The sequence below is a fragment of the Curtobacterium sp. PhB146 genome, from assembly GCF_004342995.1.
Classification (GTDB): Bacteria; Actinomycetota; Actinomycetes; order Actinomycetales; family Microbacteriaceae; genus Curtobacterium.
This window is the reverse complement of record NZ_SMBN01000001.1, coordinates 886,210-898,654: the sequence shown is the minus strand read 5'-3', so window position 1 is coordinate 898,654 and position 12,445 is coordinate 886,210. Positions and strand designations below refer to the sequence as shown.

The window sequence follows — 12,445 nt, the reverse complement described above, 5'->3', positions numbered from 1 at the left end:
GTCCAGGAGGCTGTCCCCCGTCGCGCGGTGCGGCCAGCGTCCGCCGGCCGCACCGGTCCAGGGCCGCAACTGCGTCTTCCTCGTTTGTCACGGTCCGGTGACGGCCAGGACCCGATTCGGTAACACCTGTCGTTCTGGACGGATCAGGGTCGTACCGTCGAACGGTGACCCCTCGGACCCTGCTGGCGCTCGGCGCTGCCGTGCTCGCCTTCTCGGCCGGTGCGCTGGCGCTCGACGGCACCACCGGGCTCGGTGCGGACACCGCCGTGGCGGCGGAGACGTCGCACGACGCAGCTCCCGTGCACGTGTCCAACGCGAAGCTCCGGCGGGTCGACTCCATCGAGCTCGACGCCGAGTCCCTGGTGCTCCGCAACGGCGGGAAGACCGTCGTCGAGTCGTCGATGCGCGACTCCCGGTTGACCGTGGGCCTGCTCGACCGCCTGCTCGGCACCCCGTCGCGCACCCAGACCGCCGAGGGCGACGGCGGCGCGTGCTTCCCGGCCGGCACCACCTACACGTGGGGCGGCGCCATCCGGGTCGCGGCCCTGACCACCGATGCGCAGGCGGGCAACGCCGTCGAGGTCCGTGTGCTGCGCGACCAGGTCCGCAGCCGGCTCGGTGCACGGATCGAGCTGACCGGCCCCGGCGGCGTCCAGGTCGGCGACGACATCGCCGACGAGATCGCGGACGCCCCGCGCTCCGAACGGGTGTCCTTCGGCTCGGACGACTTCCGCGCGTGGCAGTTGCTGCTGCGCGCAGGCTGGGGCTCCTCCGACGACCAGGACTCCTCCGGCACGAACGGCGTCTCGGCCCTGACGGACGACACCACGGTCACGGTGCTCGGCTCCCCGATGCCCGTGCACGCCCAGCGGAGCTGCTGACTCACACGCGGATCGTCGCGATCACCGGGAAGTGATCGCTCGCGAACCACGCCTCCGGCCCGTCGTGGTCGATGACGACCCTTTCGACGCCGGCGACCCCGCGGGTCAGCACCCAGTCGATGCGCTCCCCGGTGTCCACCGGCGGCTGCCAGTCGTTGAACGTCGCCGTCCGGTCCCCCGGGTCGCCCGCGAGCAGCCAGGTGTCGTCGAACCCGGCGTCGGCGAAGACCCGTGACGCGGTTCCGGCGCCGGCCGGCTCGTTGTAGTCCCCGGCGACGATGACCGGACCGGTCTCCCGCGCGAGCCGTTCGACGATGAGCGCCGCGCTCTTCCCGCGCACCTCGTCGCCGTGCTCGCCGAGTTCGTGGTCCAGGTGCGTGGTGAGCACCGTGACCGCCGGCCCGTCGGTGTCCAGGAACACGGCGTGGTTCGCGATGCGGGGGAACAGGCTGCCCCACGTGTTCGAGACCGGTTCGTCCGGGGTGTCCGACAGCCAGAACGACCCCTCGTCGGTCGGTCGGAACCGGTCGCGTCGGTAGAAGACCGCCGGGTGTTCCCCCGCGGTGCCGCCCTCACGCCCCTGTCCGACGTCGGCGTGGTCCGGCAGCCCGGCGCGCAGGTCGTCGAGCTGGTGCGCGAAGGCTTCCTGCACGCACACCAGGTCGGGGTCGTGCCGGCGGATGACGTCGAGGAGCACGGGGAGCCGGGCCGGCCAGTCGTGCTCCGGATCCGGGTTCTTGATGTTGTAGGTCATCAGGACGATCGGACGCGTTGCGCTGCTCACCCCTCGAACCTAGCGACCCGGTCCGGCCACGGCCTCAGTTGATGCAGGTGCCCTCGGTGCCGTAGTTGTGCACGTCGGTGGACTTCGGCGCGGGTTCCTTGGACGCCTGCTTGCTCGGCTTCGACCCGGAACCGGTGCTCGCGGGCTTCGACGCGGTCGCGCTCGGCTCGCTGGCGGCCTTCGCGGTCTTGCCGTCGGTGCCGAGCACGAGCGTGACCCCGGTGACCGCGCTGGTGCGGACGGCGACGGCACCGGGCACGGCCGCCGCGATCGCCTTCGCCTGCGACTCCTGGCCGGCCGGGTACTGCACCTGGGTGACCTTCGTGGTGGCCGAGGAACCAGCCGGTGCGACCTGGAACCCGCGGCTCGTCAGGACCTGCCCTGCTGCGGTCGCGGCACCCTCGACGCCGCTGCCGTTCATCACCGTGACCGAGGTGTTCGCCGGCTGGGCGCGACCGGCCTTGGCGTAGGCCTCCGGTTCGCCGACCAGGCCCTGCACGAAGGCGGGCAGGCCGACGGTGTCGACCTCGACGATGGACAGCGCCGAACCGTTCACGTAGATGGTCGGCGTGCCGAGGGTCGGGATCGTGGCCGACTGGATGTTCGCGGGGCGCAGGTTCCGCATCTGCGAGGCGAGGTCGATCAGGTTGGTGTCGGTCTGGATCGATCCCCCGACGGCCTTCAGGATGTTGCCCATCTTGACCGGGTTCAGCAGCGTGCCGGCGGACGTGACCTTCCGGGCCTCTTGCGACAGGAAGTACTGCTGGCGGACGTTGCGGTCGAGGTCGCCGTTCGGCAGGCCCTTGCGCTGTCGGACGAAGGACAGCGCCTCCTTGGCGTTGAGCGTCGACTTCCCCGCGGGCAGGTCGACGCCGGAGTCCTTGTCCTGGGCAGCCTGGTTGAGGCAGACCTCGACCGGGCCGAGCTCCTTGACCACCTGGTAGAAGCCGAGCAGCGAGACGCGGACGTAGTGGTCGATCTGCAGACCACTCAGGTTCTCGATGGTCTTGATGAGCATCTTCGCACCACCGGTGTCGCCGCCACCGTTGAGCGTGCCGTAATAGAAGGCACTGTTGAGCTTGCCCTTGCCCACGTCCGGGATGTCGACGTACGAGTCACGGGGGAACGAGATCATCGTCGCCTGCGTGCCGTCGGCGTTGATGTGCAGGACGATCATCGTGTCGGTGTTCGTCGCACCACCGTCCGACGTCGTGCTGAGTTCCGCCATCTGCTCGGGGGTGGCGTTCTCCGGCCGGTGGTCGTCACCGACGAGCAGGATGTTCTGCGCCTTGCCGTCGACGTCGTCCTTCGTGTCCTTCTTGCCGGTGATCGCGTTGACGATCGTGACCCCGCCGGACAGCTGGTTGTACGCGTACGCCGCGTAGCCACCGCTCAGCAGGACGGCCATGGTGAGCACACCCGCGATCGCCGGGAACACCACACCCGCTCGTCGCTTCTGGCGCCCGTGGCGCGGCGTCACGGCACCGCGGCGCGCGGGCTCCGTCGTCTGCTCGGGTTCGTTGCTCACCGGGAAACCATAACCGGAGCGCGCGCAGGGGACATGGAATCCGCCTGGAAGGTCACTCCACAGCCCCTGCGACCGGCCCGCGCTCGACTCACTCGGCGACGAGTCCCTGCTTGTTCGTCTCGCGCGCACGGAGCACCGTCACACCGGTGATCGCGGCGGCGGCCATCACGTAGAAGGCCGGCGCGAACGTGTTGCCCGTCGCGCTGATCAACCACGTGGCGAAGTACGGGGTGATGCCACCGAAGAGCGCCACGCTGATGTTGTAGGCGATGCCCATCGACCCGTAGCGGATGGCGGTCGGGAACAGTTCGGCCATCGCGGCGCTCACCGCCCCGTCGAACGCGGCCATGAACAGCCCCAGCAGCACCATCGCGGCTGCGGCGGCCCAGAAGTTGCCGGCGTCCATGAGCATGAGCGTCGGGTAGGTCAGCACCAGGAACCCCGCGCACCCGGCGAGCATCACGGGCTTCCGGCCGATCTTGTCCGACAGCAGGCCGAAGAACGGGACGAGGCCGGCGATCACCAGGAAGCCGATGACGACGACCCCGTACGAGACGAGCGGCGAGTACCCGAGGTCCGCCTGCAGGTACGAGGGCATGAAGGTCTGCAGGATCCAGTGGCCGACGGCCTTGAGGACGACGAACCCGACGCAGAAGAGCAGGGCCTTCCACCCGGTCCGGAGCGAGCGGCGGAGGGGGTTCTTCGCGAGTTCCCCCTTCGCCTTGAGCGCGCGGAACTCCGGGGTGTCCTCGAGCTTCGTGCGCAGGTACAACCCGACCAGGCCGAGCGGCACCGCGACGAGGAACAGGACACGCCACCCCCACGACTCGAGGGCTCCGTCCCCGGCGATCGCCGTGAACAGGAAGACCAGGCCACCACCGACGATGAACGCCGCGAAGCCGAAGACGTCGATGAAGCTCGTCACGAAGCCGCGCCGGTTCGACGGGGCGTACTCGGCCAGGAGCGTCGTCGCCCCGGCACCCTCGCCACCGGCGGCGAAGCCCTGCACCAGCCGCACCACGACGAGCAGGATCGGCGCGAGCATCCCGACGCTCTGGTACGTCGGCAGGATCCCCATCACGGCGGTCGCGCCGCTCGTGATCAGGATGACCGTGGCCAGTGTGGTCTTCCGGCCGACCCGGTCACCGAGCGACCCCCAGAACAGCCCGCCGAGCGGACGCATCACGAAGCCGGCACCGAACACGGCGAAGGCCGACAGCAGTGCGACCTGCGGGTCGCCCTGCTTGAAGAAGTACAGCGAGATGACGGTCGCCAACGTGCCGTAGAGGCCGAAGTCGAACCACTCGACGAAGTGTCCGACGCCCGCGGCGACGATCACCTTCCGCATGCCCTGGCGGCGTGCGTCGTCGCCCAGGGCCACCTGGACGTCGGGGGCGGTGGCGGCATCGACGCTGGGTTGCGTCCGGGTTCCGTCGCTCATGGGTGGGGCCTCACACTTCGTTGTCGAGAATTCGTTGACGATAGCACTCGCCGGGCACACATTGCCACACAGTGGGAAAGACACGCCACCGAGTGATACCGTTCCGACCATGCAATCCCGTGAACAGCACCACGACGTCGTGGTCGTCGGCGGCGGTCTCGCCGGTGTCAGCGCGGCCGTCGCCGCCGCCCGCCTCGGCTCGAGCGTCGCCCTCGTCACCAACCGGCCGGTCCTCGGCGGCAACGCCTCGAGCGAGATCCGGGTGTGGGTGGTCGGCGCGACGGCGCACGGCACGCAGCGGTTCGCCCGCGAGACCGGGATCGTGGGCGAGCTCTTCCTCGAGAACCAGTACCGGAACCCGCAGGGCAACGCGGTCTACTGGGACCAGGTGGTGCTCGACCTGGTCCGGGCCGAGCCGAACGTGCACCTCCACCTCAACACCGACGTCCGGACCGTGCAGACGACGGACGACGCCGGCGGCGCACCGCGCATCACCGCCGTCACGGGCTGGACCATGGGGTCCGAGATCGAGACGACGTTCACGGCACCGGTGTTCCTCGACTGCACGGGCGACGGCCTCGTCGGGGCCCTCGCCGGCGCCGAGTACCGCATCGGGCGAGAGGGCCGCGACGAGCACGGAGAGGAGTGGGCGCCGGAAACGGCCGACGACGAACTGCTCGGCAGTTCGATCTTCTTCTCGACGCACGACACCGGCCGCCCCGAGAAGTTCGTGCCGCCGTCGATCGCGAAGGACCTCGGCACGACGCCGATCCTGGCGAACCGGGCGATCCGGACCGGCGACAACGGCTGCAACTACTGGTGGATCGAGTGGGGCGGCGAACTCGACACCGTCGCCGAGAACGAACGCATCCGCGACGAGCTCTGGGGCGTCGTCTACGGCATCTGGGACCACATCAAGAACTCGGGGGCGTTCGACGCGGACACCCTGACGCTCGACTGGGTGGGCGCGATCCCCGGCAAGCGCGAGTACCGCCGGTTCGTCGGCGACCACACCCTGACGCAGCAGGACCTGCTCGAGCAGCGTTCGTTCCCCGACACGGTGGCGTTCGGCGGTTGGTCGATCGACCTGCACCCCGTCGAGGGCGTCTACGCCGAGACCGCCGGCGCCCAGCAGCGGTACACCGACGGCACCTACGACATCCCGTTCCGGTCGCTGTACTCGGCGAACGTGTCGAACCTGCTGTTCGCCGGCCGCGACATCTCCGCGTCGCACGTCGCGTTCGGGTCCACCCGGGTGATGGCCACCTGCGCGGCCCAGGGGCAGGCAGCCGGCACCGCCGCGCACCTGGTCGCCCGGCACGGCACGACGCCACGGTCCCTCGGCACCGAGCAGATCGCCCTGCTGCAGCAGACCCTGCTGCGCGAGGACGCACCGGTCATCGGGGTCCGCGCCGACGACCCCGCCGACCTCGCCCGCACCGCCCGCATCAGCGCGAGCAGCGAGATGACCACGATCGACACGACGCCGTTCGCGACCGCCGACCGCTTCGACCTGGACCGCGACGTCGCGGTCCTCCTGCCCGCCGACCCCGCGCTCGGCGAGTTCCGGCTCCGCACCGAGGCGGACGACGACACCGACCTCACCATCGAGCTCTGGACCACCGGCAAGCCCCAGAACTACGCCCCGATCGACCACGTCAGCACGCACTCCGCACACGTCGCCGCCGGACCGGGCGAAGCAGTGGTCGACCTGGACTTCCACCCGGACGCACCGTGCAACGCGGTCGTCGTGGTCCGTCGGCAGCCCGGCGTCCGACTGGTCCTGACCGACGGCCACCCCTACGGCGTGATGGCCCTGCGCGCCCGCGCCGCCGACGACGAGCAGTTCGACGACCACATCCCCGAGGAGTCCGGACAGCCCGTGACGGACTGGGAGGCGCGCGCCCTGCGCGGACACGCGTTCGCGTTCACCGCAGCCGGCGAGACGGACGCGTGGCGGGCCTCCCGGGTCAGCGACGGCCACCAGCGCCCGTTCGGCGGACCGCACATGTGGTCGTCCGACGCGGGTGCCGGCGCAGCCGTGCTCTCGCTCGACTGGGCGGAGCCCGTCGACGTCCGCCAGGTGCGGATCGTCTGGAACGACGACGTCGACGCCGACCTCATCAACCTGCACCACCACCGCACCCCCTGGGACGCCGTGCCCACACTCGCCCGCGACTACCGGATCGAGGCGTGCGTCGACGGGACCTGGCGAACGCTCGCCGCGGTCGACGCGAACCGACACCGCCACCGCATCCACGACGTCGATCCGGTGCGCACGGCCGCCCTGCGGGTCGTCGTGACCGCGACGAACGGATCCCCGTTCGTCACCGCGAGCGCCGTGAAGGTCTCCTGACGCGCGCCGGGACGGGCCAGAATGAGGGGATGGCGACCACCCCTCCGAACCAGAGCATCGAGCGAGCCGCAGCGGTCCTCGGTGCGCTCGGCGCGTCCGACGGCGCGGTGCGCGCCTCCGACATCGCGCGGGCGATCGGGCTGGGGACCTCGACCACCGGGCGGCTCCTGGCGACGCTCGAGTCGCTCGAGTACGTCCGACGCGACCCGGAGACCCAGGCGTACTCGGTCGGTCGGGCCGTGCTCGAGCTCGCCAGCCAGGGGCTCAACCACAACCCGGTGCACCGCGAGAGCCGCTCGGCGGCGCAGGAACTCGCGCACCGCGTCGGGCTGACCGCCAACGTCGGCGTGCAGGACGCCGCGTCGTGCATCTACCTCTGCCACTTCGAGGGGTCGCTCGCGCCGAAGTCGCACACGATGATCGGGATGCGGCAGCCGATGCAAGCGTCCGCACTCGGCAAGGCGCTGATGCTCGACCTGTCGCCGGACGAGCGACGCTCGCTGCTCGGGGACGACCTGGCCCGGTACACCGACCACACGATCACGACGCACGACGCCCTGACGGCCGATCTCGCCGCCTCGGCGAAGCGCGGTTGGTGCGAGGAGAACCAGGAGCTCGCGCTCGGCCGGTTCTGCATCGCTGCACCGATCCGCAACGCCTCGGGGCGGATCGCGGCGGCGCTGTCGATCTCGGGGCGCCTGACGCAGCTGCGCGACCGTGACCTGGACTCCCTCGCCGAGGACCTCATCGAGGTCGCCGACCGCATCAGCGTCGGCCTCGGGATGATCAGCGCCGTCGCGCACTGACGCGCTGGTCGCGGCGCGAGACGCGCTGCCCGCCGGGACGGGATTCCCGCGAAAGCGACAGTCTGCCGCGGAATGTTCGCGGACATCTGTCGCTTTCGCGCCCGAGACGCGCGTGACGGCGGACGGGAGGCCCGTGGCGGCGTCGCCACGGGCCTCCTGTCCGCCTCCTGGTCGCGCGGGGCGACGGGGCGCTACGCGCGCGACGGCAGCAGGTGGATGGCCTCCATCGCGAGCTCGGCCGCGATCGGGTCCTTCGCCAGGACGGCTGCCTTGAGGTTGGCGAGCTCGGGCAGGATCACCGCGGCCGGGATCAGCTCGGCGAGTTCGGGGACCCGGAGCTTGAAGGACAGTCCGTCGGTGGTCGACCGGCAGAGCTGCACGAGCGACGGGTTGCCGCAGGCGTCCGCCCACTGCGAGTAGATGTCGGCGCCGTTGCGGGCGACCTGGTCCTGCTCGTCGGCGCCGACCCGCGCGATGACGTCGTCGAGCATCTTCACGATCTTCTTGCGCTGCGGCTCGGTGAAGTTGGGCACCGCGAGGCGCACGACGCCCCCGTAGATGACGCCGAGCGTGCGGTAGGCGTCGAGGAGCTCGTCCTTCGTCGGGGCCGCCACGCGGGTGTAGCGGTTCGGTGCCATCTCGATCAGGCCGGCGCGGGCGAGTTCCGCGAGCGCCTCGCGGATCGGGGTGCGGGAGACGCCGAGCCACGCGATCAGGTCGTCGTCGTTGAGTCGCTCGCCGGGCTCCAGCGTGCCGTCCATGATCGCGTCGCGGATCTTGTCCTGCACGGTGTCACGGAGGAGTTTGCGCTCGGCGGCGGGCTGCGTCGAAGGAACTGGCATGCACCCAGCGTGTCACATGTGATGGTTCGCGCGCGAGAGGCGCGACGGCCACCAGGCGCGCCGACCGAGGTCGTACGCGATCGCCGGCACGAGCAGCGAACGGACGACGATCGTGTCGAGCAGGACGCCGAACGCCACGACGAACGCGATCTGCACGAGGAACAGGATCGGGATGACGCCGAGGGCCGCGAACGTCGCCGCGAGCACCACCCCCGCCGAGGTGATCACCCCGCCGGTGACCCCGAGTCCGCGCAGGACCCCCTCGTGCGGACCGTGCCGCAGCGCCTCTTCCCGCACCCGTGTCATGAGGAAGATGTTGTAGTCCACCCCGAGCGCGACGAGGAACACGAACGAGTACAGCGGCACGCTCGGGTCCGCACCGGGGAAGTGGAACACGTGGTCGAACACGAGCGCTCCGACGCCGAGTGCTGCGGCGAACGACACGATCACGCTGCCGATGAGCACGAGCGGGGCGACGACGCTGCGGAGCAGGAGCATCAGGATGAGCAGGATCACGACCAGCACCACGGGGATGATCAGCGTGCGGTCGCGGATCCCGGTGTCGTTCGTGTCGACGGCCGTCGCGGTGACGCCGCCGACGATCGCGCCGGGATCGACCTGTTCGACGGCGGTGCGGAGGTCGCGGACAGTCTCTTCGGCGGCGTCCGAGTCGGCCGGGTCGGTCAACGTGGCCTCGAGCAGCACGTCGCCGCGCGACACCGTCGGAGTGGCGGCGCCGTTCGAGGGCGAGTCGCCCGTCACGGGCACCGTGCCGGACGGGGCGTCCTTCGCGGCGGCGACGACCCCGTCGACGCCGTCGACCCCCGTGACGGTGTCGACGAGTGCGTCGAGGTCGCGTTCCGACCCGATGACCTGCGCCGGGCTGCCGGAGCCACCGGGGAAGTGGTCGGCCAGGACGTCCTGCCCGTCGCGTGCCTGCGAGGCCCCGATGACCAGGTCGCTCTGCGGTACCCCGTCGGCCTTGAGCCCGACCAGGCCCGTGCCCATCGCGAGCAGCCCGACCGTGCAGACGATCCACACCACCCGGGAACGCTTGGCGACGAGCCGACCGACGCGAGCCCAGATGCCGCGCGCGTCCGGACCGGTGAGCACCGGGTGGGCGCTGCCGTACGCGGGACGGAGCGGCCAGAACGCGGCGCGACGGAACGCGAGCAGCAGGGCGGGCAGCAGCGACAGGGCGGCGAGCAGGCTGAACGCGATGCCGATCGCGGCGACGGGACCGAGCGCCTTGTTCGAGTTGAGGTCGGAGAGCAGCAGGCAGAGCACGCCCACGATGACGGTGCCGCCCGAGGCCAGGATCGGCTCGAGACTCCCCCGCAGGGCCGCCTTCGTCGCACCCCAGCCGGTGCGGTGGTCGCGCAGCGCCTCGCGGAAGCGCGCCGTGTAGAGCAGGGCGTAGTCCGTCGCGGCGCCGATCACCAGGATCGACAGGATCCCCTGCACCTGGCCGTTGACGGTGACGATGTCGGCCTTGGCGAGCCACCACACCACGAGGATCGAGGCGCACAGGGCGAACGTCGCGGTGCCGAGCACGAGGATCGGCAGCAGCGGTGACCGGTAGACGATGATCAGGATCACGAAGACCGCGGCGAGCGCCACCCCGAGCAGCAGGCCGTCGATGCCGGCGAACGCCTCGGTCAGGTCGGCGGTGAACCCGGCCGGTCCGGTGACGTACCCGCTGACGCCGCTGGGCAGGGCGTCGTCGACGTCGGCGCGGATCGCCTCGACCGCGTCACCGGTGTCGGCTGCCGTGGTGAGGGTCGCGACGATCTCGACCGCGTCGCCGTCCTCGCTCGGGATCACCGGGCTGACGGCTTCGACGTCGTCGCGGTCACCGAGCTGGGTCGCGAGGTCCTTCGCCGCGGTCAGGTCGGAGGACGACATGCCGCCTTCGCGCTCGAGCACGATGATCGCGGGTGCGCCCGACTCCTGGCGGAACTCCGACGACCGCTCCTGCACCTTCGTGGCGTCGGCCGACGCCGGCAGGAACGAGGTCTGGTCGTTCGTCGACACCTCGGAGATCTTGCCGAAGTACGGACCGCCGACGGCGGCGATCGCGAGCCAGGCCACGATGACGAGCGCGGGGAGGACGATGCGGAGGAAGCGGGACACGACGGTGAGCGTACACCGGTCGTCAGCATGCTGATTACTAGACGGTCGCGACGCTGGTCGCGACGCCGGTCGCGACACCGACCGCGACAGCTGTCGACCGTAGACTGCGCCCATGGACGACACGACCGAGCAGTGGCCCCTCGGCCGGCTGTTGTCGGCCGCGGCACGCTCGGTCGAGCGGGACTGGGATGAACGCCTCCGCGCCATCGGGCTGCCGCACGCGGCCCTCATCGCGGTCGACATCCTGATCCGCACGGGCCCCACCGGTGCCGACACGATCGCGCGCACGGCACGGGTGCAACCGCAGACGATGTCACGGACCCTCGAGCGCATGGAGCGGGACGGCCTGGTCGAGCGCACCCCGCACCCCGACGACCGACGCCGGCGCCTCGTGACCGTGACCGATCACGGACGCCGAGCGTGGGAGACCGCTCGGCACATCGAGCGCGAGGTCCTGCCGGACGACCCGGCACTGCGGACCGCGCTCACGGAGCTGCTCGGGAAGTCACGGCAACCCAGCAACTGACACGCTGTACCTGAAATACCACATGCGGTACGATGGGTCGGTCGGTGGCACGCCGACGCGAACCCGTTGGAGTCCCGCATGTCCGAACGACGGGCGGCCCGCCTGGCCGCCGACACCACCACCCGAGGCGGACGCCACCCGCGGCGCCGACGCCCGTTCCTCGTCGCACTGCTCGCGACGGTCGGCTCGCTGGTCGGCATCGCCACCGTGATCGCCGTCGTCGCGAGCATCTTCGTCGGCGGCCTGGCGCGCAGCTTCGACGCCCGCCACGACACGATCGCGAACCCGTTCCCGAGCGGGACCCGACCCGCTGCGTCCGGCGGCGAGAACATCCTGCTCATCGGGTCCGACTCACGAGCTGCACGCGGACCGGACGGCAAGCCATCCGAGGCCGGTGGCCGTTCGGACACCCTGATGCTCGCGCACGTCCCGGCCGACCGGCAGGCCGTGTACCTGATGTCGATCATGCGTGACTCGTGGGTCGACGTGCCGGGTCACGGGAGCGCCAAGATCAACGCCGCGTACGCGTGGGGCGGCGTCCCGCTCACCGTGCAGACCGTCGAGCAGCTGCTCGACGTCCGCATCGACCACGTCGCCGAGATCGACTTCACCGGGTTCAAGGACATGACCGACGCCCTCGGCGGTGTCACGGTCGACTCCGGGCAGGCGTTCGCCGCAGGCAAGCACGAGTTCGTCGCCGGCGCGAACCGGCTCGACGGCGACGCCGCACTCGCGTTCGTGCGCGAGCGGTACTCGTTCGCCGACGCGGACCACACCCGCGTGCTGAACCAGCAGGCGTTCATGCGCGGGGTCGTCGGCGGGCTGCTCTCCCGCGGCACGATCACGAACCCCGGGCGTATCCAGGACTTCGTGACCGCGACGAGCGAGCACCTGGCGGTCGATGCCGGACTGACCTTCCCGACCCTCGTCGGCCTCGGATGGTCGCTGCGCGACGTCCGGACCGACGACCTCAAGACGTTCACGGTGCCGACTGCGGGGTCCGGAACCTCGCCGGACGGGCAGTCCTACGTCACGCTCAACGACCTGGCGGTCGGCTCGCTGTCACAGGCGCTGCGGTCCGACGACGTCGCCGGTTGGCTGGCCGACAACCGGCAGTAGCGCCCGCAGGCTCCCACCACCGGTCACGC

Annotated in this window: 10 protein-coding genes; 5 read left to right on the top strand and 5 right to left on the bottom strand. The window is 70.9% G+C overall.

The genetic code is table 11. The annotated features are described in order from the left end of the window. The first annotated feature begins 164 nt into the window (after nt 1-164). A complete protein-coding gene (locus tag EDF33_RS04370; protein ID WP_132099373.1) occupies nt 165-881 on the top strand; it encodes a hypothetical protein in 717 nt (238 codons plus the stop codon). A gap of 1 nt (nt 882) precedes the next feature. On the opposite strand, the gene EDF33_RS04365 is transcribed toward EDF33_RS04370, so the two are convergent. The 3 genes from EDF33_RS04365 to EDF33_RS04355 form a co-directional block, all read right to left on the bottom strand. Beyond that, complete coding sequence (locus EDF33_RS04365) at nt 883-1,665, bottom strand: endonuclease/exonuclease/phosphatase family protein (protein ID WP_132099372.1); 783 nt, start codon at nt 1,663-1,665, stop codon at nt 883-885. 34 nt (nt 1,666-1,699) lie between these two features. Next, nucleotides 1,700-3,193 carry an LCP family protein gene (locus EDF33_RS04360; protein WP_132099371.1) on the bottom strand — a complete coding sequence of 498 codons (1,494 nt, stop codon included), beginning with the start codon at nt 3,191-3,193 and terminating at the stop codon, nt 1,700-1,702. Nucleotides 3,194-3,281: 88 nt separating this feature from the next. After that, complete coding sequence (locus EDF33_RS04355) at nt 3,282-4,634, bottom strand: MFS transporter (protein ID WP_123294851.1); 1,353 nt, start codon at nt 4,632-4,634, stop codon at nt 3,282-3,284. A gap of 109 nt (nt 4,635-4,743) precedes the next feature. Here EDF33_RS04355 and EDF33_RS04350 point away from each other — a divergent pair, with 109 nt between their 5' ends. Together EDF33_RS04350 and EDF33_RS04345 are read left to right on the top strand one after the other, a co-directional pair. After that, nucleotides 4,744-6,990: an FAD-dependent oxidoreductase gene (locus EDF33_RS04350; protein ID WP_132099370.1), complete on the top strand. Its 2,247-nt coding sequence runs from the start codon at nt 4,744-4,746 to the stop codon at nt 6,988-6,990. 29 nt (nt 6,991-7,019) lie between these two features. Continuing rightward, nucleotides 7,020-7,796 carry an IclR family transcriptional regulator gene (locus EDF33_RS04345; RefSeq protein WP_132099369.1) on the top strand — a complete coding sequence of 259 codons (777 nt, stop codon included), beginning with the start codon at nt 7,020-7,022 and terminating at the stop codon, nt 7,794-7,796. Nucleotides 7,797-7,987: 191 nt separating this feature from the next. On the opposite strand, the gene EDF33_RS04340 is transcribed toward EDF33_RS04345, so the two are convergent. Then, entirely contained in the window at nt 7,988-8,638 is a 651-nt protein-coding gene (locus tag EDF33_RS04340) for a GntR family transcriptional regulator (RefSeq protein ID WP_123339124.1), read from the bottom strand. Between the two features lie 12 nt (nt 8,639-8,650). Further along, nucleotides 8,651-10,771, bottom strand: a complete 2,121-nt coding sequence (locus tag EDF33_RS04335) for an efflux RND transporter permease subunit (RefSeq protein WP_132099368.1) — start codon at nt 10,769-10,771, stop codon at nt 8,651-8,653. Nucleotides 10,772-10,883: 112 nt separating this feature from the next. Between EDF33_RS04335 and EDF33_RS04330 the strand changes: the two genes are divergently transcribed. Together EDF33_RS04330 and EDF33_RS04325 are read left to right on the top strand one after the other, a co-directional pair. After that, entirely contained in the window at nt 10,884-11,297 is a 414-nt protein-coding gene (locus EDF33_RS04330; RefSeq protein ID WP_123294618.1) for a MarR family transcriptional regulator, read from the top strand. Between the two features lie 78 nt (nt 11,298-11,375). Then, complete coding sequence (locus EDF33_RS04325; protein WP_123937286.1) at nt 11,376-12,416, top strand: LCP family protein; 1,041 nt, start codon at nt 11,376-11,378, stop codon at nt 12,414-12,416. Nucleotides 12,417-12,445 lie beyond the last annotated feature (29 nt).